General features: G+C 53.9%; 23 protein-coding genes. 17 read left to right on the top strand and 6 right to left on the bottom strand.

Annotated elements, in window-relative coordinates:
* Positions 1 to 184 precede the first annotated feature (184 nt).
* On the top strand, positions 185 to 4,279 hold the full coding sequence (locus KCG48_RS06725; protein WP_211800771.1) for a SpaA isopeptide-forming pilin-related protein: 4,095 nt from the start codon (positions 185 to 187) through the stop codon (positions 4,277 to 4,279).
* Positions 4,280 to 4,363: 84 nt separating this feature from the next.
* Here KCG48_RS06725 and KCG48_RS06720 read toward each other — a convergent pair whose 3' ends face one another.
* The 3 genes from KCG48_RS06720 to KCG48_RS06710 form a co-directional block, all read right to left on the bottom strand.
* On the bottom strand, positions 4,364 to 5,290 hold the full coding sequence (locus KCG48_RS06720) for a DMT family transporter (RefSeq protein ID WP_211800770.1): 927 nt from the start codon (positions 5,288 to 5,290) through the stop codon (positions 4,364 to 4,366).
* Entirely contained in the window at positions 5,265 to 5,558 is a 294-nt protein-coding gene (locus tag KCG48_RS06715; RefSeq protein WP_211800769.1) for a metal-sensitive transcriptional regulator, read from the bottom strand. Before KCG48_RS06715 ends, KCG48_RS06720 begins: the two co-directional genes overlap by 26 nt.
* Positions 5,559 to 5,729: 171 nt before the next feature.
* Complete coding sequence (locus tag KCG48_RS06710) at positions 5,730 to 6,365, bottom strand: RpiB/LacA/LacB family sugar-phosphate isomerase (protein ID WP_211800767.1); 636 nt, start codon at positions 6,363 to 6,365, stop codon at positions 5,730 to 5,732.
* A gap of 160 nt (positions 6,366 to 6,525) precedes the next feature.
* On the opposite strand from KCG48_RS06710, the gene KCG48_RS06705 reads away from it, so the two are divergent.
* The 14 genes from KCG48_RS06705 to KCG48_RS06640 all read left to right on the top strand — a co-directional run bounded on the left by KCG48_RS06705 (position 6,526) and on the right by KCG48_RS06640 (position 20,071).
* Positions 6,526 to 7,224 (top strand): FadR/GntR family transcriptional regulator, encoded by a 699-nt coding sequence (locus KCG48_RS06705; RefSeq protein WP_211800765.1) that lies wholly within the window; start codon positions 6,526 to 6,528, stop codon positions 7,222 to 7,224.
* Positions 7,225 to 7,287: 63 nt separating this feature from the next.
* Positions 7,288 to 8,064, top strand: a complete 777-nt coding sequence (gene kduD, locus KCG48_RS06700; protein ID WP_211800763.1) for a 2-dehydro-3-deoxy-D-gluconate 5-dehydrogenase KduD — start codon at positions 7,288 to 7,290, stop codon at positions 8,062 to 8,064.
* Between the two features lie 157 nt (positions 8,065 to 8,221).
* A complete protein-coding gene (locus KCG48_RS06695; RefSeq protein WP_211800761.1) occupies positions 8,222 to 8,842 on the top strand; it encodes a DUF4878 domain-containing protein in 621 nt (206 codons plus the stop codon).
* Positions 8,843 to 8,996: 154 nt separating this feature from the next.
* Positions 8,997 to 10,538 (top strand): BglG family transcription antiterminator, encoded by a 1,542-nt coding sequence (locus KCG48_RS06690; RefSeq protein ID WP_211800759.1) that lies wholly within the window; start codon positions 8,997 to 8,999, stop codon positions 10,536 to 10,538.
* Between the two features lie 105 nt (positions 10,539 to 10,643).
* On the top strand, positions 10,644 to 11,360 hold the full coding sequence (locus KCG48_RS06685) for a ribulose-phosphate 3-epimerase (RefSeq protein WP_211800757.1): 717 nt from the start codon (positions 10,644 to 10,646) through the stop codon (positions 11,358 to 11,360).
* Positions 11,361 to 11,411: 51 nt separating this feature from the next.
* Positions 11,412 to 12,248 carry a Cof-type HAD-IIB family hydrolase gene (locus tag KCG48_RS06680; RefSeq protein WP_211800755.1) on the top strand — a complete coding sequence of 279 codons (837 nt, stop codon included), beginning with the start codon at positions 11,412 to 11,414 and terminating at the stop codon, positions 12,246 to 12,248.
* Between the two features lie 3 nt (positions 12,249 to 12,251).
* Entirely contained in the window at positions 12,252 to 12,692 is a 441-nt protein-coding gene (locus KCG48_RS06675) for a heme-binding protein (protein ID WP_211800753.1), read from the top strand.
* Positions 12,676 to 14,001 carry a M20/M25/M40 family metallo-hydrolase gene (locus KCG48_RS06670; protein ID WP_211800751.1) on the top strand — a complete coding sequence of 442 codons (1,326 nt, stop codon included), beginning with the start codon at positions 12,676 to 12,678 and terminating at the stop codon, positions 13,999 to 14,001. The genes KCG48_RS06675 and KCG48_RS06670 overlap by 17 nt, the downstream gene beginning before the upstream one ends.
* A gap of 99 nt (positions 14,002 to 14,100) precedes the next feature.
* Entirely contained in the window at positions 14,101 to 15,687 is a 1,587-nt protein-coding gene (locus tag KCG48_RS06665; protein ID WP_230977031.1) for a PTS transporter subunit EIIC, read from the top strand.
* 226 nt (positions 15,688 to 15,913) lie between these two features.
* On the top strand, positions 15,914 to 16,453 hold the full coding sequence (locus KCG48_RS06660; RefSeq protein WP_211800749.1) for an RNA polymerase sigma factor: 540 nt from the start codon (positions 15,914 to 15,916) through the stop codon (positions 16,451 to 16,453).
* Positions 16,450 to 16,968 carry a hypothetical protein gene (locus tag KCG48_RS06655; RefSeq protein ID WP_211800748.1) on the top strand — a complete coding sequence of 173 codons (519 nt, stop codon included), beginning with the start codon at positions 16,450 to 16,452 and terminating at the stop codon, positions 16,966 to 16,968. The genes KCG48_RS06660 and KCG48_RS06655 overlap by 4 nt, the downstream gene beginning before the upstream one ends.
* 2 nt (positions 16,969 to 16,970) lie before the next feature.
* Complete coding sequence (locus KCG48_RS06650; RefSeq protein WP_211800747.1) at positions 16,971 to 17,498, top strand: DUF4358 domain-containing protein; 528 nt, start codon at positions 16,971 to 16,973, stop codon at positions 17,496 to 17,498.
* 29 nt (positions 17,499 to 17,527) lie between these two features.
* Entirely contained in the window at positions 17,528 to 18,931 is a 1,404-nt protein-coding gene (locus tag KCG48_RS06645; RefSeq protein WP_211800746.1) for an MBOAT family O-acyltransferase, read from the top strand.
* Positions 18,932 to 18,940: 9 nt separating this feature from the next.
* Entirely contained in the window at positions 18,941 to 20,071 is a 1,131-nt protein-coding gene (locus tag KCG48_RS06640) for a DHHW family protein (protein WP_211800744.1), read from the top strand.
* A 96-nt stretch (positions 20,072 to 20,167) separates the two neighbouring features.
* On the opposite strand, the gene KCG48_RS06635 is transcribed toward KCG48_RS06640, so the two are convergent.
* The 3 genes from KCG48_RS06635 to KCG48_RS06625 all read right to left on the bottom strand — a co-directional run bounded on the left by KCG48_RS06635 (position 20,168) and on the right by KCG48_RS06625 (position 23,028).
* Positions 20,168 to 21,016 (bottom strand): CPBP family intramembrane glutamic endopeptidase, encoded by an 849-nt coding sequence (locus KCG48_RS06635; RefSeq protein ID WP_211800743.1) that lies wholly within the window; start codon positions 21,014 to 21,016, stop codon positions 20,168 to 20,170.
* A gap of 288 nt (positions 21,017 to 21,304) precedes the next feature.
* The gene (locus KCG48_RS06630; protein ID WP_211800742.1) at positions 21,305 to 22,264 is read right to left on the bottom strand and encodes a nucleotidyl transferase AbiEii/AbiGii toxin family protein; all 960 of its coding nucleotides are present in this window, start codon (positions 22,262 to 22,264) and stop codon (positions 21,305 to 21,307) included.
* A complete protein-coding gene (locus KCG48_RS06625; RefSeq protein ID WP_211800741.1) occupies positions 22,264 to 23,028 on the bottom strand; it encodes a type IV toxin-antitoxin system AbiEi family antitoxin domain-containing protein in 765 nt (254 codons plus the stop codon). The genes KCG48_RS06630 and KCG48_RS06625 overlap by 1 nt, the downstream gene beginning before the upstream one ends.
* 450 nt (positions 23,029 to 23,478) lie before the next feature.
* Here KCG48_RS06625 and KCG48_RS06620 point away from each other — a divergent pair, with 450 nt between their 5' ends.
* Positions 23,479 to 23,991 (top strand): YbaK/EbsC family protein, encoded by a 513-nt coding sequence (locus KCG48_RS06620; protein WP_211800740.1) that lies wholly within the window; start codon positions 23,479 to 23,481, stop codon positions 23,989 to 23,991.
* A complete protein-coding gene (locus KCG48_RS06615; protein ID WP_211800739.1) occupies positions 23,988 to 24,557 on the top strand; it encodes a GNAT family N-acetyltransferase in 570 nt (189 codons plus the stop codon). The genes KCG48_RS06620 and KCG48_RS06615 overlap by 4 nt, the downstream gene beginning before the upstream one ends.
* The last annotated feature ends 37 nt before the right edge of the window (positions 24,558 to 24,594 follow it).

Raw genomic sequence — 24,594 nt, 5'->3', positions numbered from 1 at the left:
CGAAGTGGTATACTTCGTGGCAGAAACTGGTACCTTTTTAGTGTCCAAAATTGGTATACTTTATTTTACTATTTACACAAATTGCAACTTAATGTAAAATAAGAACGATTCTATATTACGAACATTTCTTTGCGATGAAATTCTGATGTGTTCCGGAATTGATATGGTAGAAAAGGAGATTAACATGACAAAAAGAAAACGAAAATGGTTGAGCTGGATTTTAACCCTCATGGTTCTGCTCCAAAGCAGCACCATCCCTGTGGCGGCAGAATCAGGAGTCCAAGAAGACCTGACGGGACAAGGGGGGTACTTAAAGATCCATGAGACCAATGGGGATTATGCCGGTCTTGGAGGGCCCTCCAAGGTTCTCGTCACCACGCCCCAAGGGGGTTCTATTCCACTGGTGGACAATACCTTTCACGATGTACCGGAAGGTTCTCGCCTTCAGCTCAGTTATGTCTTTCATCTGGAGGACGGCGATGGGGAGGGAACACTTTATCAGTACCATGGTGGTCAGTATTTTGACATCCGCCTTCCGGAAGGACTGGAGTACCAGTTTCCAGGGGTAGACGCTGCCAAGATTTATGCTCGGGAGGATGGAAACGCAACCCCTTGGCTTTTAGGTACCTGGGCCTTCACTTCTTCCAATGTGATTCGCGTACTCCTTTCCGAAGAGGTATCGGATCATCGTCAGATCTGGGGCATGGTCGGACTGGAGGGGATTTTCAGAGAAGTGACTGATGGGGAGGAGTCGAAGACTAGTTTCACCCTGGGAAGTCAGGAGATATTCTTTACTCGCGCTCTTCCTCCACCCCCGAAAATTACCCTAGAAAAGGAAGGACGCTACGATGCCACCACTGGAAAAATCCTGTGGACGGTGGCACTTACTCCCCCTGCAGGGATAGATTTGGCGGGATACACCCTGGTGGATCTCTATAGTGCCAACCAGCGCTTTGCTTCGGGTTCCTTTCTTCAGGGCGAAGCGATCATTGGCGACGAGAAACTGGACCTTTCCACGATGAACACCATAAGATACACTTTTCCTTCGGGAAGCACCGGAAAACAGGTGATCCAATATGGGACAACTCCCGTGGATTTTTCCCCGGAAACGGGGGCCAGCAGTTCTTCTGAAGTTACCCGATTTACCAATGAAGCCTATGTTGCCCGAAAGGGCGAAAAAGTGACAGATTCAGCGACAGCACAGGTAGCTGTAGACTGGATCTCCAAGGGTGGTCAGAATGTGACGACCCCTCAAGGTCCCTTTCAGCGATGGTCCGTTCAAGTCACTGTACCGGCCGGCGGAAGGGTGGAGGGTGCCTTTATTCAGGATTTCCTTCCTCCCGGGCTCACTCTGGTTGAGGATGCGGGATACCCCATTACCTTAAAGATGGGCTCCAGTGCACCTTTAAACCTTAGCCCCGGAACGGGAGAGGGAACCTATACCTATGAGAACACCAGTGCCGGTGGGGAAAGTGTTCTTACGGTCCGTTTTCCCCAGGGAGAATTCTCTGGGACCGCGATTTTAACGTTTCACTCCCGACTGACAGACAAAGACACAGCCCTCAATACCAACGGTACGTTGAGTTTTACCAACCGGGCAGGATTTGGCTGGAAGGATATGCCCGTTGGGGGATCGCTTCCTCAGGATAGGGCATCGGTGCAGGTGATTGGTTCCGGAGGGCTGGTGCAAAAAAACGGGGGATCCACCCAGGACTACCGCTATCCCAACAGCATCCGCTGGACGATCACGGTGAACCGTAACGCCATCCCCGTGAAGGGGGCAAAGATTTCCGATACTCTTCCCTTGGGGCAGCGCATCCTGCTGGATGAGACGCATCCCTTTGTGGTGAAGCATAAAGGAATCGTGGTCTTCCAAACCGCTGAAGCTGAAGCGATGGGGAGTCTCACATCCTCCGATGACTTCAGCCGCCAGTTCACCTATACCCTAGGGGATGGTGAAGGGGCATGGACCGTGGAGTACTCTTCGACCATTGTGGATGAAAACCCCATGACTCCAGGCGATGCATCAGGTCTGGACACGCTTTACGCCAATGGCGACATTCGGTTTGGAAACACCGTAACGCTGAGCCGGACAGGGGAGACGGATATCAGCGTCACAGGTACAAAGACCTTCCGCAGCCAAATGCTGGCAAAGTCTGTGGTTGAAAGCTACAATTACGCCACGCATATCGTGAAGTGGAAAATTGCGGTGAATCGGAATGGACTTCCGCTCACCGGAGCAGTCCTTCGGGAAACGCTTCCGGAGGGCATGGTTCTGCGGTTGGATGAGAACCATCCCATGGTGCTTCTGGCGGAAAATACGGGGTCAACGGTGAATGTAGTACCCTCTGAGGGGACCTCAGGGAGCCGCGAGTTCACAGTAGCGCTGGGCGATCTGGATACCTCCTATAGTCTATCGTTTTATGCCGTGCTCACCGATGAAGCACTCTTAAACCCCTGGAATGGAAATAAGACATTCACGAACCTGGCTACACTTCATGCAGAGGAGCTGAAGGTGCCCATATCTGCTACGGCATCAGTTCAGGTGGAGAATCCAGTCATTACGAAGGGATTCCGCTACACGAAAAATTCTGATCAGATCCACTGGTCTGTCGTCATCAACCCTGGAATGCTTCTGCTGAGTGGTGCACAGGTGGTGGATCAGCTCCATGAGGGCTTGGAGCTGGATACGGCGACATTGAAGCTCTATGAAGTGGGGATCTCCCCCGAGGGTGTCGTGGAAGAAAGCGGCGCAGGGGTCCTGGTGACCGATGGCTACCAGGTAGATCTTCCCACGGGAACCAACGGGAATACTCTGACGGTGAAACTTCCGGAAAATCGCCGTACGATTTATCGTCTGGAATTTACCACCAATATTCTCAGCGATGATCTGGACTTTTCCAATACAGTGTCTCTTACGGGGGAAACGGGAAGTCCTGTAGGCGCCGGAACGGCAGGGCGTATCGTCGTACAAGATCTCTGGTCCAGCGGGGGGAGTGGAAGCCTCAGTCTCACCGTGCACAAGGTGGATCAGGAAGGAAAACCTGTTCCTGGGGCGATGTACCGTCTGCTGAACTTCAAGGGCCAGCCGGTATACAGTCAGGGAAAACCGCTCACCGCGTTAACGGATGCAGAGGGGAATGCGGTCTTCAAGAATCTGCCCTCCTGGGTGTTCTTCGCTGAGGAAATCCTACCGCCGGTAGGGTACCTGCGTAATCCGGCGATCTTTGGCGGTCAGCGGCTCACGGAAAATCAAACCCTTGAAACGGTAAATCTTTGGGCAGAAGGAGAAATTCAGCTGTCAAAAACCGGGCCGGACGGAGAACTCCTTACAGGCGGGACCTTCCGCCTTTCGGGACGGGATGCTTTGGGTCAGGAAGTCGTGAGAGAGGTGGCAGCGCTGAATGGAATGGTAGAGTTCACCGCGGTTCCTCTGGGAGAATATACTCTTGTTGAAACAAAGGCTCCCGAGGGATATCTCCTCACCGATGAAGTGATTCTCGTTTCTGTAGGCTATAATGACGACTTCACCGCGGTGGTGGTCAATCAGTCAAAAGAAGTTCTCCTCAATGAAGAGGATCCCCACGTGGGAGGTAGCCTGGAAGTCAAAAAGACGGACGTTCTAGGAAATCCGCTTTCGAATGCGCTGTTTGGACTCTATGACGAGGAAGAAGAGTTGCTGCAGACAAAGTATTCCGATGAAAATGGTCTGGTGCGCTTCACTGGTCTATCCATTGGGACCTACCATGTCCGAGAGCTGGAGGCCCCGCAGGGGTATGAGCTGTCCAAGACTGAGGCTGTAGGTACCGTTACACGCGTAAAGAAAACGGTGAAGGGAGACCCTTACATTTTTATCAATGAGAAGACTCCGCTGCCGAAGAACTCTTCGATTCAGCTTTTCAAGAAAGATTCAATAACGGGAAGACTCCTCTACGGAGCAGAGTTTGAGCTCCTTAGCGAAGAAGGGGAAGTGGTGGCCTCTGGAATTACGGACGAATCGGGCTCGCTGTTTTTCCCGGCATTGGAAGCCGGAGAGTATCTCCTGCGAGAAACCCGTGCACCAGAGGGTTATGTCCTCCTGGAGGAGGACCTTTCCCTGCAAGTGAAGGAAGGGGAGAAAATCGTTCTTACGGTGGCCAATGATCCGGAAATCACCGGGCTGCTGCCCTCCACAGGCAGCAGCTCTGCGGAAGTGTTTTTCCCGGTATTCGGGGTACTCTTGGTTCTTCTGGGCCTTTCTCTGGCGCTAAAAAGGTATGGGAAAAGCAAAAGGAAATAATCGAATATCAACCTCATAAAACAACCGCTGGGAAAGGTCTCATTTTAGAGCTTTTCCCGGCGGTTTTCGGCTATCGTTATTGATTTATGAAGTTTGGACAGTGGATTCATCATCCTCGCTCCCATGGGTGAGGCGGGTGCCCAGGAGCATGAGGAGGAGGGCCAGCCAGAAGTTCCAGGAGGGGAGCTCCCGGAAGATAAGGATGGAAAGGACGACCCCGATGAAGGGAGCCACGGCGTAGTAGGCGCTGGTTCGGGAGGCCCCCAGATCCCGCTGGGCCCGGACGTAGAGATAGACACTGAGTCCATAGGCCACCAGACCCAGGAGAAGGGATCCCAGAATGAGGGGAAATCGCGGTAAAAGCTCACCGACGAAAAGGCCCAGGAGAAGGGATCCGGTGCCGGAGCCCAAGCCTTTGATGAGGACGATCTGCCTTGTATCTTTGCTGGAGATCATCCGGGTGCAGTTATTCTCCAGTCCCCAGGAAAGGCAGGCCAGGAGCACCAGGACAGAGCCCCAGGAAAAGGAGAGGCTTTCCAGGCTGGAAAAGCTGAGAAGTAGTGTGGACAGGGTGATGAGAAAAATCCCCCAGCCTAAGCTTCGGGAGATCTTCTCCTGAAAGAGCTGCCGGGCTAAGAGGGTTGTGGCCACGATCTCAAAGTTATTGAGGAGGGATACGTTGGCCGCAGCGGTGGTTTTCAGCCCCAGGAGGAGAAGAATCGGGGCTAAAATATCGAGCAGAACCATGGCCACCACATAGGGCAGGTCCTTTTGATCCAGGGAAAGCTCTGGAGAGGGATTTTTCTGGAACCGGCTGAATCCCGTGAGGAGCACCATGCCCAGGCCCGCTCCAAGATAAAGTAAGCCGGCCAAAAGGATCTCCGGCACTTCATGGAGAAGCAGCTTGGAAAATGGAGAACTGAGGGCATAGGAAGCGGCCGCCAAAAAAGCATAGAGCATGGCTCTTCGCTGGGTTGGGGATGGTTTACCTGAAGAACTTATCCAGCGCATCCTCCACCTCCTCCCAGGCCCCCAGGCCTTCCTCTGCATCGGTGACACAGTGCTTGAGATGATCCAGGAGAAGGACTTTTCCCGCTCGGTTCAGGGCGGAGATCACCGCAGAAAGCTGGATGAGGACATCGGAGCAGTTTTGCCCTTCCTCCACCATTTTTCGAACGGCATCCAAATGCCCGGAAGCCCGGGCAAGCCGATGGAGTACTTGCTTCGTTTCCGTATGGGAATGAGAATGGGAATTTGGCGGATTTGGATTTGTACTCATGAGAACCTCCTTATCCCCCCAGGGGGGATAAGGTCATTATAGCATGAGTCCGACATGGTGAATATAGAGGGGACTCTTAGGGAGATTTGATTAGGGGAAAATGACTGAAAAAGGAAGCAACCGCAGCACGTTCTGCTGCGGTTGCCAAAGGAAAATTCAGGTAAAGAGAAATTACAGAAGGCTGACGATGTAGTCCTTAAGCTGCCCTTCTTTAGCATGGGCCAGGAAGAGAGTCCTAAAGTTCTGTCCGGCGATGGCACCCTTGAGGAGATCCTGATCCAGGTTCTTCAAAATGGTGAGGAGATCATGGAAGGCCACCTGGCGGACTTCATCCAAGATCTTCTTGTTGCGCTGCTGGGGAACGACTCGATCCTGGGGATAGCCCTGTCCGCTTTCGCCGTCAAAGAGTTTCTCGAAAATATAGGCAAGATTTAGATCGGCACCCCAGCCAAAGCCCTTGGCAAAGGGCAGAGAAATGGCATTGCCGTCATTGATCTGGGCAAAGAGGTAGGCATCGGCGGGATCCACCACAAGACCGCAAAGGACTCCGGGGAAACTGTTGCAGGCGAGCATGGCGCCTTCGCCAGTGCCACATCCGGTGATGATGTAGTCGGCCGCTCCGGAGTTCAGGAGAATGGCGGCTAAAATCCCGTTTTGGATATAGGTGAGGGAAACGGGATCTTCGGCACCATACATGCCATAGTTGAAGACCTCATGGCCCTGGGGTTCCACGACTTTTCGAAGGGTGGTTTCAATAAGCTCGTTCTTGGCAGCCTGGCTGTTCTCGTTGATCAATGCAATTTTCATGGTATCCTCCTTGATTTCAGCGTAAATTGTCTTATGTCATACAATGATAAGTTCATCATACGGGAAAATAAACCTTAAAACAAGGATTTCAGCGGTTAAATTTCAAAAGAAAAGATGCTATAATATAAGACATCAGACAATCGAAAGGAAGAATCAGGCGATGCAGGAAATACAAAAAATCTCCGTGGTGGAGCAAGTCGTGAGCCGGCTGGAGGAACTCATCCTTTCCGGTGAAGTTTCGGTGGGGGAGAAGCTACCCACCGAGAATGAACTCTGTCAAAAGCTCTCCGTGGGCCGAAGCACCGTGCGGGAAGCCTTTCGCATTCTTCAAGCCAAAGGCTATGTGGAGATTAAACCGGGACGGGGAGCTTTTGCCGCCCGTACGGAGAAGCCAGCCCAGGCGGAGGAGCTGGCCTGGCTGTCCAAGAATAAGCCCGCTCTAGTGGACTGCATTGAGGTGCGTTCCGCCATTGAACCCATGGCCGTGAAACTGGCCATCGCCCACGGCACCGAGGAGGAGCGGGAGGAACTGGAGGCGATTCATCGGGAGTTCATCGAAGCGGTCCGGGTGATGGATGCCCAAGAGATTGCCCGTCTGGATGAAGTCTTCCACGCCAAGATTGTGGATATGTCCCATAATCCCCTTCTGGTGGATATTCACCGGGTGATCTGCGAGACCGTCCGAACCTTCCGAAGCAAGACCTTCGTGTTCCCGCAAAATGCCCGCAATGCCATCGATCCCCATGAACGGGTCCTCATGGCCATTCGGGAACGGGATGAAGAAGCGGGAGAGATGTATATGAAACGCCATATCCAAAGGATTCAGGAGGATCTGGATGGCCAGACCCCGGATAATTAAGAGGATCAGTATAATCCCAGTGAAGAAGTGCTTGCGTTAAGGGCAAGACCAAAGGAGTTAAGGATGAAGATTGAAGATTTCCAGATGAATCTGTTTTCCCTGGCGGGAAAGGTGGCTCTGGTCACCGGAGGCAATACGGGGCTGGGTCAGGCCTTTGCCCTGGCCTTGGCCAAGGCTGGCGCCGATCTCTATGTCACCACCCGCAAAGACAGCGATGGGGAAACCCGACGACTGGTAGAGGCCGAAGGCCGTCGCTATGCCCACCATGTGGGGGACCTGTCGGAGGACGGCGCTGTGGACCAGGTTATTGAAGGGTGCCTGAAGACCTATGGCCGGCTGGACATCCTGGTAAATAACGCTGGAACCATCAAGCGAGCTCCTTTATTGGATCACCCGGAAGCGGACTTTGACCTGGTGCTGGAAGTGAACACGAAGATTCCCTTCCTCCTCAGTCAGAAAGCGGCCCGCATCATGAAGGAGCAGGGCGGCGGAAAGATCATCAATGTGGCTTCCATGCTGAGCTTCCAGGGCGGAAAGTTTGTCCCCGGATACACCGCCAGCAAGCATGCCCTGGCAGGGCTCACCAAGTCCTTTGCCAACGAGCTGGCCCCTTTCAATATCCAGATCAACGCCATCGCCCCGGGGTACTTCGAAACCAACAACACCCAGGCCATTCGCGCCGATGAGGAGCGAAGCCGCGAGATTCTGGGCCGCATTCCCGCCCAGCGCTGGGGAACCCCCTATGATCTCATGGGCGCCGTGGTTTTTCTGGCCAGTGAGGCCTCCAGCTACATGAACGGTCATGTGCTGGCCGTGGACGGCGGCTGGCTGGTTCGATAACATTACGCTCATTAATATCTTGATGAAAATGTAGTCCCGGGATTTGGCTCATGGGCCTGATTCCGGGACATTTTGTTCTTTTTCTCCTTAAATTGTTTGGAAAATTCAGGAAATATGCTATGATCAGACTATACAAAAAACTACGGTTTTAGGAGGAATGATGAAGAAGATTGCCATGCTGCTCATGGGGCTTTTGCTTTGGGGAACCTTGGCCGGCTGCGGGGCCAAGGACAGTCCGGAGAAGCCCGTGAAAGACTACTTTGCCGCGGTGAAAACCCTCAATGTGGAAGCCATGGGGAAAACGGTGGCTCCCGCAAATCGGGGTGAGGGGGAACTGCCCACGGACCTGTTTAGCGAGGAAACCGATGATTTTTCCCGGTATTTTGAGGATTATCTCAAGGCCAACGCCAAGAAAATTACCTATGTCATCCAGAAAAGCCAAGGGGAGGGCGATCGGGCCGTGGTGACGGTGAAAGCCAAATACATTGACGGGGGACCGCTCTTTGGCGAAATTTTTGCCGAAGCCTTCATCAAGCTTCTCGGTTTCGCCTTCTCGGGCTCCGAACCCTCGGAGGAAGAAATCCAGGGGATCTTTGGAGAGATCCTCACGGAGAAGACGAAGACCGTGAAGGACACCTACAAAGAAGTGGTCATGGAGATTCCCTGTGTCCGGGTGGATGGGGTCTGGTATTTGGAGGAAATGACCCCGGATCTGGTGGATGTGGCGGTTTCCGGCTTCCTATCGGCCACGGAGGCCTTTTCGGAATCCTTCCAGTAAAGAAAATTCATCCCTAAAAAACGTGAACCTGAACGAGAGATCCCCGGCGTGAATTCAGCGCCGGGGATCTTTTTGGAGAAATCCCCAGGATTTTGGCTACCTTCCCCGGAGAAAATGGGGTATATTTGAAGAAATGATTGGAGGAGGGGTGACCATGCGGGAAGAGCGCTTTTTTACAGTGCTGAAGATCCTTCTGGAACAGGAAGGCTTTGTCACCGTGGACCGGCTGGCCTTGGATGTGGGTGTTTCGCCCAAAACCATCCGGCTGGATCTATTGCGTCTGGAGGAGTGGCTCGCCGGAAGAAAACTGACCCTGGTGAAAAAGACTGGGCAGGGAGTTCTTCTGGAAGGGTCTATCCAGAAGAAGCTGGAAATTCGGCAGGAAATCCGGCAAGAAGGGAAAGGGGAAGAGGACTTTTCCCCCCAGAGCCGAGTCCATGCCATTGCTATGATGCTCCTGGCCCGGGGCGAGGAGGTCTGGGTCCATGAGCTGGCCGAGAACCTCTATGCCAGCCGGGCCACGATCCAGCATGACCTGAAATGGGTCACGGAACTTTTAAGCAAGTACAAGATCGAGCTCCTGCGAAAAAAAAACCGGGGACTCACCGTGGAAGGGAAGGAGCGAAGGATCCGCACATGCCTGGCGGACCTTCTTCTTAACAGCCCCGAGGTGAAGAACCTCCGGGATCTGGTGGTGGGGGTGGATGACCTGAAGGATGAGGATCGGCCCTTTTCCAGCCTTTCCCTCACGGCGGCGGATGCCCGGAAGTTTTTGAGCACCCTTCAGAGTGCAGAGCATCCCTTTCTTTCCGGGCTTCCCCTCCAGGCCTTTATCACAGTATTTCTCATGACCGCCATCAGCTATCTGCGCTATACCCAGGGACATGGGGTGGAGCTTTCCCCCGAGTTCATGGCGAGCCTCGCGGAAGAGCCCTTCTACGAGGAAGTGGAAAAGATGGCGGAGAAAATAAAGGAAGGTTATGGCGTCACCCTCCCGGAAGTGGAGAAGCGTTTTCTCCAGGTCTACTTCGTCAGTCAGACCAGCAGCGGCTTCCATGTGCGCCGGGATGAGGAAGAGGCCCGATGGCTGGCCCAAAATCTGGCGGACCAGTGGGAAAAAGCCTTGCACCTGGAGCTCAAAGACAAGCCATTGCTCCTTCGTTCCCTCACCATCCACCTCATCCCCTGCATCACCCGTTTTCGCCACGGTATCTATGTGGAGAATCCCATTCTGGGGGAGATCAAAAAGCTCCATCGGCAGACCTACCGCATTGTGGAAGAAAGCCGAAGCCTCCTGGAGGAGCGATACGGAACGGCGGTGTCTGAAGATGAGCTGGGCTTTCTCACCCTCCATCTGGCGGCGGCCCTGGACCGGATGAAGGAACCCCTGAAAACCCTTCTGGTGAGCCATGTGGGGCTGGGAGCCCAAAATCTTCTGGAGGAGCGTCTCACCCGGGAGATCCCGGAGATAGCGGTGACGGACCGGGCCAATGCCTTTACCGTCCATGACCGGACCCTGTCTGACTATGAGGTGATCCTCTCCACCATGGCGCTGAAGCTCAGCGGAAATCCTCCGGTGATTCAGATCAGCCCCCTCCTCCACAATACGGATATCCCCGCCATCCGAAACCTCTTGAAGCCTCTCTTTGACGCAAAGAACGATCCTCGGGGAAAGAAGCGGAGTGCAAAATCATAAATTTTACCACATCGATATCCCCTTAAACCTCACGATCCCTCCATTGTTATTGCCCGGAATGTCTTCTACAATGGGAGTAAGAAATGAAAAGTATGGAGGAAAACAATGAAACATATTAAAATCGCCGCAGGCTTAGCCCATGTCAATTACGGAAGAATTGCCGATGTGGTGCGGGAAGTCTCGGAAGCCGGCGTGGACATTATTCACTCCGATGCGGCCGATATGCATGACCTGCAGAATATGAAGCTCATGGGGGGACACCAGATCATCAGCGCCATCCGTCCCGAGACGACGCTGCCCATCGAGAACCACATCTACACCGTCTCCATGGACCGGATGTACATCGAACAGATCCATGAAGCCGGGGCCAACATGCTGATTCTCCCGGCAGAACATTTTCTTGGAGCTCAGCTGGCCTACATCATCAACTGGTGTCGGGAACGCAAGATCAAGGTGGGGCTCACCGTGGGCTGCTACACCCCCTTAAGCTTTGTGGAGGAGTCCATCTACGACATTGACCGGCTCCACATCGTCACCCACGGGGTGGACGAAACCGACGGCAAAGATAACTGGGGCTGGCGCAAGAGCGTGCTGGACATGGTGAAACGGGCACGAAAAATGATCGACGAGAAGAATCCTCGCTGCGAGCTGGCCATAGACGGCGGGCTTCGTTCGGACAACATGGATCTCCTCATCGCCTGCAACCCTGATGTCATCGTCCTGTCCTCCGCCATCTTCAAGGATCCGGAAGGCTACAGCGCAGGCGTAAAGCGCTGCCGCGCCGCCATCGATGAATCGGCGAAAAAATACAACTTGGAATAACACACATGGGGCCTCTTTTTGGAGGCCCCATTTTCCACGGGAGGGATGTTCATGAATTTGGATCAACTGAAAGAGCACGATATTTCACTGGTGGTGACGGACCTGGACGGGACTTTGCTGATGCCGGGGGCCCTGGTGGGGCCCCGGACCAAGGAGGCCGTGAAGCGGTTTCTTGATGCGGGAAACCACATGATCATCGCCACGGGAAGACCCACACCCTTTGCCGAAGAAATCCGGCGGGAGCTGGATCCCCGTCTGGATCTTCTCACCTTCAATGGGGCGGCCCTATCCTTGACGGGGGAGCCCCACCAAAACCACCCCTTTCCCCAGGGGCAGATTCAGGCCATGGCCCCTTTCCTGGAGGATTTTCCCGGGGAGTTCTTTCTGAAAACGGCTCGCCGGATCTACGCCCTGCGGGAAAAAACCGGCATCTTCACCTATCCGGAAAATGTCATGCCTAAGGTGGAAGCGATGTCCCTGGCGGAGCTGCCGGATCTGGGGGAGGACCCCATCCTGAAGGTCCTCTGCTTCAGCGAGGATCCCTTAGCGGTGGAAATTCTGAAGTCCCAGCTCCGCACCTTAGGCACCTTCACCTGGACGGAGTATCAGAACAAGGGCTTCGAGCTGGTCCGGGGAGACCGGAATAAGGGCGTGGCCCTGAAGGAAGCGTTAGATCGCCTGGGGATTCCCCGAGAAAAGACCCTGGCCGTGGGCGACGGGGAAAATGATCTGGACCTCTTCCGCGCCGCCGGCCTGGGCATTGCCATGGGCAACGCCGTGGAGGCCCTGAAGGCTGTGGCAGGGGGGATCACCGCCTCCAATGAGGAGGAGGGCGTGGCCCATCTCCTGGAACACCTGCTGACGTTAAACTCGAGAAAGGAGAGATGAGTCATGATGGAACCGCTGATTCTCAAGCACTTCACCACCAAGGATGCCCTGAGGCTCCTTCACCTTCTTCTGGAAACCTCGCCCCAGGCAGCCCTGGAAGTGTATCACTGCGGCCGGCCCGGGGTGGTCTATATCCCGGAGAACCTGGCACCAGACAAGGCAGACTGGCTTCGCCGAAAACGCAATTCCGTCCTCTACTTCGGCCTCTCCACCCAGGCGCTTTTTGAAAAACAGAAGGGGGAGGAGAGCCTCCTTGCCTCGAAATACGGTCGGGAGCTGAAGGATTATACCTGGACTCCCGGGGGAGTTCCGATTCAGGTTGTGGGCGTTGGCCTCCTGGGGTCAGTGACCGTGACGGGACTGAAACCCGAGGAGGACCATGCCCTGGCCCTGGGGCTTCTTCGCACCCTCCAGGAGGAACAGAATCATGATGACAACCTATGATCAGGCCATCGAAGAAGCTTTTCCCCGGATCCTGAAAGATCTTGGGGAACTCATCGCCATCCCCTCCCATCGGGATCTTTCCACAAAGACCCCGGGAGCGCCCTTTGGCCGAGGCATCGCCCAGGCCATGAGTCGGCTGAAAGCCCAGGCGGAAGCCTTGGGCTTTACCGTTCATGAGGAGGAGGGCTACGCCCTGGACATCCGCACGGGAGAAGGGGAGGACTACATTGGCATCCTGGCCCACATCGACACCGTGGAGGCCCTGGAAGGGGAGGCCTGGCTCAGTGATCCCTATGTCCTCACGGAGCGGGAAGGGATTCTTTACGGCCGGGGGGTCAACGATGACAAGGGCCCCTTGGTGGCCTGTCTCCATGCCCTGAAGATCCTCCGGGACACGGGGAAGGCCGGGGCTCTTCCGTTGCGCCTCATTGTGGGCGGCGCTGAGGAAACCACCTGGGAATGCATGGACCGGTATTTTTCCCGCCATCCTCAGCCGCGATGGGCCTTCTCCCCCGACGGGGATTTTCCCGTGGTCAACGGGGAGAAGGGGATCCTCCAGGTGAGGGTGAGGGTTTCGGGAGAACCTGTTCCCGGCGAGGTGACCCTGCAGAGTCCCCCCGCCCAGGGCTACCTCCTGGAGGAGCTCCGGCTGCTCCATCACGGCGAAAGCGTTGAATTTCGGGGAAAGCGGGCCCTGTCCCGCCATCCGGAAAGGGGGGAGACCCCCTTACCCCAGCTTTTCCATTGGCTGAAAAAGGAGAGGCCGGATCTTCTCCAGGGAGAAGGGGCGTTTCCTTCCCTCTTGGGCCTTTTGGAAAGCCTCTTTCTCCTCTCTGGGAATGACCCACTTTCTCTTCTTCGGGAAGATCCGGCCATGGGCAGTTCTAGCATAGCCCTCACCGCCATGGGGTATGCCCAAGGGTTAGGCTATGTAGATCTCGACCTTCGCTACACCCGGATCCATACGGCCGAATCCCTTTTGGCGGCGCTGAAAGAGGTCGCCGGAGCCTTTGGGGGTGAGGTGGACGTGGTGAAGCACCGAAAGCTTCTCTATGTGGAGGCGGACTCTCCCCTTATTCGTAGCCTGAAGGGGGCCTATGAGGCCGTGACGAAGGAGCCAGTGGTTCCCCTCACCAAGGGCGGAGCGTCCTACGCCCGGGTGCTTTTGCGGGGCGTAGCCTTCGGGCCCACCTTCCCGGGGGAGATCCCCCATTCCCACTTCGCCAATGAACAGCTCCCCGTGGCTTCCCTGAAGAAGGCCTTGGCCATCTGGCTTCTGGCCCTGGAGGAGCTGACCTGGGGCGAATAACGGAAATATTACCATAACGATGCGGCACTGTTCTTAAACACCGTGATATGGTTTACATGTAACCGTTATGATAGAATGAGGAAAAACAAGGAGGTTGAAATGATGAAAAACTTTCAAGCAAAGCTTCAGACGTTTGCGGGAGCCATGATGGTCCCCATCATCCTGTTCGTTCTGGTGGGCTTCTATGTGGGTATCGGCAGCGCCTTCACCAACTACATCGTCGCCAAGGGAACATTCCTGCACACGCTCTTCTCCCTGCTCTCCAGCCTCGGCTTCATGTTCATGAACAACCTGCAGATCTGGTTCGCCGTGGGCATCGCCTTCGTCCTGGCCAAAAAAGAAAAAGGCTGGGCTGCTTTTTCCGGAATCATTATGTATTTTTCACTGCTGACCATCATCAAGACCTATGCCGGCATCCAGGGATGGACCGGGGAGACCACCACGGTGGAAGCCCTCGTGGCCAGCGGATACACCCAGAGTGCCGCCATGAACTTCAATGCCATCTGGGGTACTGCCCAGGGGATCTTCGGCTACAACATGGGCATCTTCTCCGGCATCCTGTCGGGTCTTGCCGCAGCGTTCATCCATAACAAGTGGGTGGACAAGGAGCTTCCCGCCATGCTGGGCTTCTTCGCCGGAACCAAGTTCGTGGTGATCATGGTGACCCTCATCGCCATTCCCTATGGCGTCCTCATCTACTATGTCTGGCCCTATATCGGCCTCGCTCTTCAGTCCGTCACCGGCTTCATCGGCGCCTCAGGCCTTTTGGGCACCTTCGTCTTCGGTACCCTGGACAAGCTTCTCCTGCCCTTTGGTATTCATCATCTCATCGCCTTCCCCATCGAGTACTCCAGCGTGGGCGGCAGCATGGTCATTGACGGGGTCCTCTACGAGGGTGTCCGCAACATCATGAACGGCCAGGCAGCTTCCGCCGGTGCCACCGGATACCTGGTGCGAAACTTCACCTCCGGAAGACTGCTCTTCCAGCTGGCCGGACTCCCCGGCGCTGCCTTTGCCATGTACAAGCTGGCAAGGCCGGAAAATCGCAAGAAGGTGGCTTCCCTCCTAATTCCCGCCGTCATCACCCTGGCCCTGGTGGGCATCTCGGAACCCATTGAGTATACCTTCCTCTTCGTGGCCCCGGCCCTCTACTTCCTGGTGTATGCTCCCTTGGCTGGCCTTTGCTATGTGCTGGCGGAAGTGGCCCAGATATCCATCAACGGGCATGCGCTGTTCTTCATGATCCCGAATCTCTTCCAGCCCCATAAGGTTCATGCCCTGAACCTCCTGTGGCTTCTGCCCCTGACCTTCTTTGCCTACTACTTCGTCTTCAAGTTTGTCATCCAAAAGTTTAACCTGAAGACCCCTGGTCGCGGCGAAGTGTCGGAAGACATCAAGCTCATGACCAAGAAAGACTACAAAGAAGCCAAATCCGCTGGGGATGCCCTGGAAGTGCGCATCATCGAAGCCCTGGGCGGAGCAGAGAACATCGATTCCATTACGGCCTGCGCCACAAGGCTTCGGGTCAGCGTCAAGGACGACAGCCTCACTGCACCGGACAACAGCTGGAAGGAACATCTGGAAGCTTTAGGGGTTGTCCGCGGGAAGAATTCCCTGCAGATCATCTATGGTGTCCGCGTGGGCAATATCCTGACCAAAATCAAGGATCTTCTCCAGCTGGATTAATTCTTCGGGATACACCCCGATCATCTTGCAAGAATTTCCGCTGAAAAAAAGATAGCAGCTTCTCCTCTTCGTCTGAACCTCAGACAAAGGGGAGAAGCTCTTTTTCGGTCTTTTTACGACACCGCTTTGTCATTCCTCGAAAAATATTTTTTGCCATAATGGACAAGATGTGTAACCTTTCCGGTTTTGAAACGACTAAAGGGTGGAGACGAAGGGAGGCCCGGCCATGGACGATCAGGAGCTCTACCACCGGTTTCTCCAAGGGCATATGGAGGCCTTTGAAGAACTGGTGCTGCGGCATAAAGACAACTTAATCGGGTATCTTCTGCGAATGGTGGGTGGAGACATCCATACGGCGGAAGATCTGGCCCAGGAGGTTTTTGCCGAAATTTATGTGCAGAAGACCCGTTTCTTTGGGGCGTCCTCCTTGAAGACCTACCTATTTTCCCTGGGGCGGAATAAGGCGGTGGACTATCTCCGAAAATATGGCCGGCTGGATCTTTGGGATCCTCGGATGTTCCCTGAAGGAGAGAATCCGGAGGCGGGTCCGGAGGAAGCCCTCCTTCAGGGGGAAAAAGCGGAGCATCTGGCGGGAAGCCTTGCCCGCCTCTCCCCAGAGCATGCCCAGGTTCTTCGGCTTCGGGAAGAGGAGCTGTCCTATGCGGATATGGCAAATCTCCTGGGAAAGCCTTTGGGGCAGGTGAAAATTCTGCTTCATCGGGCACGGAAAGCGCTGCGAAAAATCATGGAGGAGGGAGAGGCATGAGACAAAGTTCAGAGGAGTTTCTTAAGGGCGTTTACGCCAAGGCGGAGCGGATGGAGAAAGAACAGAGGACTCGCCAAAGACGCCGCTGGCAGCAAGGGGCCGTGGCGGCGCTTCTTCTTCTCCTGCCCTGGCTCACTAAAGGCCAAGGCACAGCCTTTTCCCCCATCCCCCGGGCCATTTCCTATATGGAAGAGGAACTTCGCCTGCCGGAGGCATCCCTCATCCTGGGGGGGAAAATCACCGCGGTATCGGATGTGGTGGTTTTTCGGGTGGAAAGAACCCTCCGGGGAAGCTATGGGGAGGCTGAGTACCGATTCTCCCCCGCCGAGGAAGATTTTCTTCGCTCCGGCGACGAGGTGATCCTCTTTCTCCAAATCGATCCAGAGGGGCGGCTCCAGCTGCCCCAAAACGGCGAGGGTGTCCTGCTTCGGCGGGATCCCTGGACCTACGAAAATGCCTCCGGAGGAGAGATCTCGCCGGAAGAGCTCATGAAACAGTTGGAAAGGAGTCCATGACGATGAAAAAAAGATTACCCATTTTATCCCTAATGGTTGCACTACTCTTGGCTGCGGGGTGCCAGTCGGCACCCAAGGCGGATCTGCCTGCCCTGGATAAAGTCCACGCCGCCGTGAAGACGGAGCTGGGGGAAGACTACTTCCCGGATCGCGCCCTCACAGCAGAAGAGCTGGAAACCCTCATGGGGGTAAAGGCCGCGGATGTGGAGTCCTTCGTGGCGGAAATGCCCAACATCAGCATGCGCATCGACACCTTCATTGCCGTCCGAGCCAAGGCGGGAAAAGGTGACGCGGTGAAGAAGGCCCTGGAGGCCTACAGAACCTTCCTGGTGGAAGAATCCATGCAGTATCCCATGAATCTGGCCAAAGTTAATGCGGCCACGGTGGTGGCCCACGGGGACGATGTGTACTTCCTCATGCTGGGCAAGATGGACGAGACGTCCGAGGATGTTGAAAGCGATGATGCCAAGGCCTTTGCCGAAGGGGAAGTGGCCCGGGTGAAGGCTGTGGTGGATGGATTCTACAAATAACCGAAGCTTGACAAAAAGGAGCGGACCTCATGGTTTTCAGCAGCATTCTTTTTCTCTACCAGTTTCTGCCCGGGGTCCTTCTCCTCTATTATCTTCTCCCCCGGCGTAGCCGAAACGGCTTTCTCCTCCTGGCCAGCCTCTTTTTCTACAGCTGGGGGGAGCCCCGATATATCCTCATCATGGTGATCTCCACGGTCCTGGACTACTCCTGTGGCCGAGGGATCCACTTCGCCCGGGAGAAGGGGAAGGAGGGGGCGGCCAAGGGCTGGCTCCTCCTTTCGCTCTTCGGGAATCTAGGGATGCTGGGGTTCTTTAAGTATTCGGGATTTCTGGCCCAGAACCTTTCGGCCCTGACGGGCTGGGAAAATACCCTGCCAGCGGTGGCCCTGCCCATCGGCATTTCTTTCTACACCTTCCAAACCCTCTCCTATACCATCGATGTCTATCGGAAAGAGACCCAGATGCAGCCCAGCAACATCTCCTTTGGCGCCTATGTGACCCTCTTTCCCCAGCTCATTGCGGGACCCATTGTCCGCTATACTACGGTGGCCTGGGAAATGGACCACCGAAGGGAGAATTGGGAAGACTTCAGCGTTGGCATCGCCCGGTTTTTCCTGGGCCTGGGCAAAAAAGTCCTCCTGGCCAACAACATCGGCCTCCTCTGGAAGGCGGTTTCCGCGCAAAATCCGGAAATACTCCCGGGGGTTACGGCGTGGCTGGGTATCCTAGCCTTTGGATTCCAGATCTACTTCGATTTCTCGGGGTACTCGGATATGGCCATCGGCATGGGACAGATGCTGGGCTTCCACTTCCTGGAAAACTTCAACTATCCCTATATGGCCCTCTCCATCACGGAGTTCTGGCGTCGCTGGCATATCTCCTTAGGCACCTGGTTCCGGGAATATGTGTATATTCCTTTGGGGGGGAACCGGGGCAGCCGGTTCCGTCAGATGCGCAACATCCTCCTGGTGTGGGCGCTCACGGGGATCTGGCATGGCGCTAGCTGGAACTTTCTCCTCTGGGGGCTCTACTTTGGCCTGATCCTCATGGGGGAGAAGCTCTTTCTCCTTCGATGGCTGGAAACGTGGCCAAAATTCGGGCGCAGGGTCTACACCCTGACCTTAGTGGCCTTTTCCTGGGTGATCTTTGCCTTTGAAGAGGTGGCTCAAGGTGCGGCCTATGTCCAGGCCATGCTGGGGAAAGGGGGTTTTGCCGACGGCACTTCCCTTTATCTTCTCCAGTCCTATGGCCTGCTGCTTGTTCTTCTGGCCGTGGGATCCACGGATCTTCCGGCAAAGCTTTTTCAACGGATGCCCCAAAACAGCCGAACCAGAGAAGCCCTGGCCAGCGGCCTGCTCCTTCTGGTCCTGGGGCTCTCCACGGCATACCTGGTGGATCAGAGCTACAATCCCTTTCTCTATTTTCGCTTTTAGGAGGATACCATGAAGGAAAAACGACGAAGCCTCCTGCTCATGGGCTCCCTGGTCATCTTGGCCCTGCTGAACGCCCTGACGCCGGTACGGGGGTTTTCTCCCAAAGAGAATCGCTATCTGCAGACCTTCCCCCTCCTCAGTGTGCCGCAGGTCTTTTCCGGCACCTTTGGCCGGGAGTATGAAGTCTTTTCCACGGACCAGTTCCTTTTTCGGGACGGGTGGACGGGCCTGAAGACCCTCACGGACCGGATTCTCGGGAAAAAAGACAATGGACGGGTTTATTTTGGGGAGAAGGATCACCTGTTTGCGGTGCCCGAGGAGCTTTCCCCGGAGCGCTTTGCGGCCAATCTGTCGGCCCTGGTGAAGTTTCAGGAAAGGGTGGGGGAGCTCCTGCCCCACACCACCCTTTCGGCCCTGCTGGTTCCGGATAAGGCCACAGTGCTGCCGGAGCTTCTTCCCGCCTATGCCCCGGTCACTGAAGAAAAGAAACTTTTTCAGCAAATCCAAAGGGAACTAGAGGGTCTCTTTACCCTGGTGGATCTTCAGGAGATTTTCCAAGGATTTCCTAAGGAGGACCTCTATTACCGCACGGATCACCACTGGACCACGGGGGGAGCCTATTTGGCCTATGGAGCCTACCGCAGGGCCCTGGGAGAAACCCCAAAGCCCTGGACGGAGGCGGAGCGTCAAGAGGTGACGAAAGAGTTCTTCGGGACCCTTCAGCGCAAGGCCGGACTCTATCTGGGGCTTCCGGATGTTATCGAAGCCATGGCTTTGCCGGAGGATTTTCCCCTGAGAGTCACGGGGGAAGAGGGAAAGGTCATCCCGCTCTATGAAAAGAGCTTCCTCGAGAAAACCGACAAGTATGCGTACTTCTTCGGTGGAGACCATGCCCGCATGGAGATCACCGCCGAGGTGCCCCAGGGGAAAACGCTCCTGGTGGTGAAGGATTCCTTTGCCAACAGCCTACTGCCATTCCTTGCCCGGGACTACGCCCGGATTGTGGTCCTGGATCTTCGCTACTACGGACCTTCGGTTCTGGACGCGGTGAAGGACGTGGAGCCTGACGAGATTCTTTTTCTCTATGGGCTGCAGAATTTCACCCAGCAGGCTCAGCTGAGTCTCTTGGGACGGGAATAAAACAATCGAAGAAAATGAAGTGATGAAGCCCTCCCCGGTTATTGCCGGGGAGGGCTTCATCGGATCTATCAGGAGGAGAACACAAGTCGTAACTTTTTATGGGGGCGGGAGCTGGCTAAAAAGAGCCAGGACCACGGGCAGGTCCGTCCCGGCATGGAAGAGGACGGAGCCCCAGAGACTGCCGGCCTTCTGGGTCAGACACCCCCAAAGGAAAGCCAACGGGAAGAGGAACAGAAAGAGCAGGGCCGTACTTGCGGAGTAGGTGACCCCGGTATGGTGGAGGACAAAGGGAAGAACAAGGACGACATTACCGAAGGTTTTTCCTAAAATTGTCGAAGTATCCCGGAGAAAAAGCCCTCGAAACAGAAGCTCTTCATTGAACGCGTTGGCCAGGACAAAGAGGAGCATGCTGGGAATCCAGGGGAGGATTCGGGCAAAACTGAGGTTTTTTGCCCCAAAGAGACTGGCCATGGGGAGGGCGCCCAACGTGCAGAGGGCAAAGAGGAGGAAGCCGAGAAGGAGACCCTGGCGGAGGTTCCCTTTCCGGAGATAAAGATCCCGAGGATGCTTTCCCGAAAGCCGGGTGAGAAGGAGGATCATCGCGGTGAGGAGGAGGGTACTGTCCAGCTTGTCCAGGGCCAGACCCCAGGGCGAGGTCAAGGGAATGGCCAGGCGGCGAAGGAGCCAGGGGCCGGTGGGGAGAAGGTAGTCCACGGCCATGGCGGCGGAGGCGGTGAAAAAGGCATAGAGAAGACCACGATATTTCTCCATGCCCGTGATCTTTCCACCCATGCATCTTCCGAGAAATAGGAGGAGTAGGAGAGCCAGCCGGAAAGGAACATCCCAAGGGGCGGGGAGAAGCGGCCGCATGTGGCTGAATACCACAAATATCAGCAGGCTTAAAAGGGTAATCAGGAGGAAAGGGATCCACGGTTTCCGCGTCATGAAGACCATCTCCTTCAGGGATTTCCTAATTTCAGCTTCATAATACACAAAATGTAAGGCAAAAGTGTAAAAGTAAGATGAACGAAATAAGTCATTCCTAAGCAGCGATGATCATTCTTGTGGTTGCTCCCGCTGTTTTCTTCTATTCCCATTGAATAGAGAAAATTGGAGTCTCGGGCAATAAGAAAACTGCGAGTTTCAATCCCGCAGCTTAAGTGTAAATGAACTTTTAAATCGGATAAATGCTGTTCTTCAAAATGGTCTTGATCTCGCCTCATCCAGCGTGAGTTAGGGAGTAATAGGAGCTTGAGAGCAGCGCCAGAGTGCCATGGGATGGTTTTGAATTCGTTCTGAAATCTCACTTGATCCAAATAGAAGTTCTGGAAGGTAGGTTCCAGAACGAAAAGCTTTTAGAAACTCCTGTTCATGAGTATCTAGCTGCAGCAAATCCTCTAGCCAGGTTTTCACATCCCTCTTTGCTGATTTTAGATCAAACTTATCGTTGTTTCGTAAAACCGGGTAGAGATCTGTTTTAATCTGCCTCGGAGTGAAAGAGTCTATGTTGTCTAGTTGAAAGATAGTTAAGGGTGATTCCGAACTGATTGCGCTGTAAAAGACAACGCACTTCCTAAGTAACCCCTTCTCTGGCTCGGTAAATAAATCATCATTCACCAAGCGATAAAGATCATATAAGTCTCTGGCGGCTGTTCTGTTGATGAGTGCGACGATTTTGCTTCCAAATATTTCTATGGGTGCTACACACCGAACGGATATCTCCTCGGGCTCCCAGGTGGAGTTAAACAATGTCTTCGTCGTACCCAGAAGATGAGAACGGAGCATGTAGTTGATCTCAACTTTGATGTTATCTTTCATTCCCGCCGAGTTGGTGTAATCAAAAACCAAGGAGTCCAACGCATGGGATTTCTTCGATTTTTGACTTAAGGTATAACGATTTGCTTTCATATATTTCTCGATTCGGTCTGAAATGATTGAACGAGACAGGAGCATCTCTTCACGAGAGACATTTTCGATAAAGTCCAGATCAATATCCACAGATAACCGGGGTAAATTAAAAAAGAGAAGATTGATCGCAGTTCCGCCTTTCAAAGCAAGGGAATTTTGAAGTGCTGAATCCTGACTGATGAATTTTAAGATTTCAGTTAATCGGCAAACCTTCTCATAAGTATCACGGACAAAACCAAGTTCCTTTGCTTGTATTCCTAGCCGTTGTTTGCTCCACTCCGGCACTATCGATCACCACCTTTGCTGACTAGGGATATTATGCTCTTCGGGGCAAAAATCATCCAGTCTTCATGGAAAATAGAGCGCTTTGCTAGGGCATCTTTTTCGGTGTACAAATATTTTTTTGCTTTCGGTATTTTTGTTTTGCAATAGTCAAAGAATGGTTTGCTAAGGCCAAGGGGATCAGCAAGTTCTGTGAGGATAAACCCAGCTTTCTGATATAAGTTTGCCTGGCGATACTCATCAAGATAGGTGATGAGTTTTTCCTGTTGAAGCGAAGGAACGAGCAACAGACAACGAATCAGTTCTTCCAAACCTCCGATTTTCGAAAAGGTATAAATACTATCAATCACCGTTCTTTCCAGATCGGTGACTCGAATTCCGGTATTGGCCATGAGGACTCCAGAATCAATTTTAGGAGAAACCCGGGAATAGGTTATCCCGCTATACTGAAAATCTCTAAAGCGGCTGTATGTTGAAACATATACTTCGTGAAATACTTGATTGGCGTAGCCATAGTATTCAAATGCACTGTGATGTGAAATATAAGCGTCATTTGCGATCCGAGTAGCAATTAGAAATCGGTCTGCGACAGATGTCTTGGATTCAAGACTGATGGCTACATAAAGATCTCTCCTTACTCGTTCAAGATAACCTGCCCGAACATAGTCATGCAGTAAGGAATGGGCGGCCTGTTCATTTCCGATGAGCTTGACAGCGTCTTGCCGAGAAAAACAACCTAGTTCAGTGAATTGTTCCAGATACTTCATGACATCACCTCTATTCTGATTATTGCACAAAACATTTCTTTTTTCCAATGTTTTGTGCGTATTAAGGAATATGTGGGTGCGACTTAAGAAGGAGAATTTCCATAGAGGATACATTTCATGGGTTCACGAGGAGGTTCTTCACAAGCAACCTCACCTTGAGAAAATCTCAACTTCCCCACCATTGAAGGCTCTTCCTCGATTTTTTCCTCATCGAGTTGACTGGTTCACTTTGGTAGAGGGGAGGAAATGCCTTTTGGAGTGCCTGTGTATTTTCATCACTAAGGGAGCTTTTTTCATCCTTGTTTAGGAATCATAGATCCCAAAACAGAATGTGCCAGTTCTATCATTTTGCATGAAGATTCAAAATTTGATATATTAAGAATATGGTAAAAAATCCATAAGATTAATCATCGACGAAAGAAGAGCTTGAAGTTGAAGGAGGATCATGGGATGGGTATTGCAGAAGTACGAGCGTTTTTTGCCCAGAGGGGGATGGAGGATCAGGTGCTGGAGTTTCCGGTGTCCAGCGCCACGGTAAATTTAGCCGCAGAGGCACTGGGGGTGGCCCCAGCACGCATCGCCAAGTCCTTGTCCTTCAAGGCGGAGGAAGGATGCATTCTCGTGGTGGCGGCAGGGGATGCTCGGGTGGACAATCCCGCTTTTCGGAGCCAGTTCCAGACCAAGGCCCGGATGCTCAGTCCGGAAGAGGTGCTGGGCAAGACCGGACATGCTGTGGGCGGCGTCTGCCCCTTTGCCCTCCAGCGAGGCGTCAAGGTGTATCTGGATGTGTCCTTAAAGCGCTTTGACAGGGTGTACCCAGCCTGCGGCAGTGCCAACAGCGCCATCGCCCTGACGCCCCAGGAACTTTACCGGATTTCCGATGCAGAGGACTGGGTGGACGTTTGTAAGGGTTGGCGGCAGGAGGAAGAATCGGGAGAGGGAATGAAGGGGGAACGGGCATGAATCATCAGGGAACGAAACGAATCGAAACGGCCCGGCTAGTGCTTCGGCCCATGACGATGGAGGATGCCCCAGCCATGTATCAAAACTGGGCCTCCCAGGAAGAGGTGACCCGGTATCTGCGCAGGCCCACCCATGAGAGCGAAGAGGTCACCCGAAGGGTTCTCCAGTCCTGGGTGGAGTCCTACGGGGAGAAGAACTTTTATCAGTGGGGGATTGCCTGGCGGGAAAATCCCGGCGAAGTCCTGGGGACCATCAGCGTGGTGGAACAGGATGACCGGGTGGGGCTTCTCCATATCGGGTACTGCATTGGAAAAGCCTTCTGGGGCCAGGGGATTACCTCCGAGGCTTTTCAGGGCATATTGCCCTATCTTTTTGAAGAGGTAGGTGCCCTTCGGATCGAAGCCCAGCATGATCCCCGAAATCCCCGCTCTGGCCATGTGATGGAAAGCTGCGGACTGACCTATGAAGGGACTTTTCGCCAGCGGGACTGGAACAATCAGGGGATCTGCGATGCCTCCATGTATGCCCTTTTGGCGTCGGATTACTGGAAGCAAACGCAAGACTAAATATCCGCCGCTGTACTTTCGGTGCTTTTCGGGACAT

Origin of the sequence: Proteiniclasticum sediminis (assembly GCF_018128025.1) — a bacterium.
Classification (GTDB): Bacteria; Bacillota; Clostridia; order Clostridiales; family Clostridiaceae; genus Proteiniclasticum; species Proteiniclasticum sediminis.
This window is presented reverse-complemented; position numbering and strand designations above follow the sequence as displayed.

Excerpts from the sequence above, each read along its gene's own strand:
- KCG48_RS06655 (WP_211800748.1), top strand. The coding sequence starts at position 16,450 with ATGAGACAAAGTTCAGAGGAGTTTCTTAAGGGCGTTTACGCCAAGGCG.
- KCG48_RS06650 (WP_211800747.1), top strand. The coding sequence starts at position 16,971 with ATGAAAAAAAGATTACCCATTTTATCCCTAATGGTTGCACTACTCTTG.
- KCG48_RS06690 (WP_211800759.1), top strand. The coding sequence starts at position 8,997 with ATGCGGGAAGAGCGCTTTTTTACAGTGCTGAAGATCCTTCTGGAACAG.
- KCG48_RS06675 (WP_211800753.1), top strand. The coding sequence starts at position 12,252 with ATGATGGAACCGCTGATTCTCAAGCACTTCACCACCAAGGATGCCCTG.
- KCG48_RS06645 (WP_211800746.1), top strand. The coding sequence starts at position 17,528 with ATGGTTTTCAGCAGCATTCTTTTTCTCTACCAGTTTCTGCCCGGGGTC.
- KCG48_RS06680 (WP_211800755.1), top strand. The coding sequence starts at position 11,412 with ATGAATTTGGATCAACTGAAAGAGCACGATATTTCACTGGTGGTGACG.
- KCG48_RS06615 (WP_211800739.1), top strand. The coding sequence starts at position 23,988 with ATGAATCATCAGGGAACGAAACGAATCGAAACGGCCCGGCTAGTGCTT.
- KCG48_RS06640 (WP_211800744.1), top strand. The coding sequence starts at position 18,941 with ATGAAGGAAAAACGACGAAGCCTCCTGCTCATGGGCTCCCTGGTCATC.
- kduD (WP_211800763.1), top strand. The coding sequence starts at position 7,288 with ATGAAGATTGAAGATTTCCAGATGAATCTGTTTTCCCTGGCGGGAAAG.
- KCG48_RS06660 (WP_211800749.1), top strand. The coding sequence starts at position 15,914 with ATGGACGATCAGGAGCTCTACCACCGGTTTCTCCAAGGGCATATGGAG.
- KCG48_RS06625 (WP_211800741.1), bottom strand. The coding sequence starts at position 23,028 with ATGAAGTATCTGGAACAATTCACTGAACTAGGTTGTTTTTCTCGGCAA.
- KCG48_RS06695 (WP_211800761.1), top strand. The coding sequence starts at position 8,222 with ATGATGAAGAAGATTGCCATGCTGCTCATGGGGCTTTTGCTTTGGGGA.
- KCG48_RS06710 (WP_211800767.1), bottom strand. The coding sequence starts at position 6,365 with ATGAAAATTGCATTGATCAACGAGAACAGCCAGGCTGCCAAGAACGAG.
- KCG48_RS06685 (WP_211800757.1), top strand. The coding sequence starts at position 10,644 with ATGAAACATATTAAAATCGCCGCAGGCTTAGCCCATGTCAATTACGGA.
- KCG48_RS06705 (WP_211800765.1), top strand. The coding sequence starts at position 6,526 with ATGCAGGAAATACAAAAAATCTCCGTGGTGGAGCAAGTCGTGAGCCGG.
- KCG48_RS06620 (WP_211800740.1), top strand. The coding sequence starts at position 23,479 with ATGGGTATTGCAGAAGTACGAGCGTTTTTTGCCCAGAGGGGGATGGAG.
- KCG48_RS06715 (WP_211800769.1), bottom strand. The coding sequence starts at position 5,558 with ATGAGTACAAATCCAAATCCGCCAAATTCCCATTCTCATTCCCATACG.
- KCG48_RS06665 (WP_230977031.1), top strand. The coding sequence starts at position 14,101 with ATGATGAAAAACTTTCAAGCAAAGCTTCAGACGTTTGCGGGAGCCATG.
- KCG48_RS06725 (WP_211800771.1), top strand. The coding sequence starts at position 185 with ATGACAAAAAGAAAACGAAAATGGTTGAGCTGGATTTTAACCCTCATG.
- KCG48_RS06670 (WP_211800751.1), top strand. The coding sequence starts at position 12,676 with ATGATGACAACCTATGATCAGGCCATCGAAGAAGCTTTTCCCCGGATC.
- KCG48_RS06635 (WP_211800743.1), bottom strand. The coding sequence starts at position 21,016 with ATGACGCGGAAACCGTGGATCCCTTTCCTCCTGATTACCCTTTTAAGC.
- KCG48_RS06720 (WP_211800770.1), bottom strand. The coding sequence starts at position 5,290 with ATGCGCTGGATAAGTTCTTCAGGTAAACCATCCCCAACCCAGCGAAGA.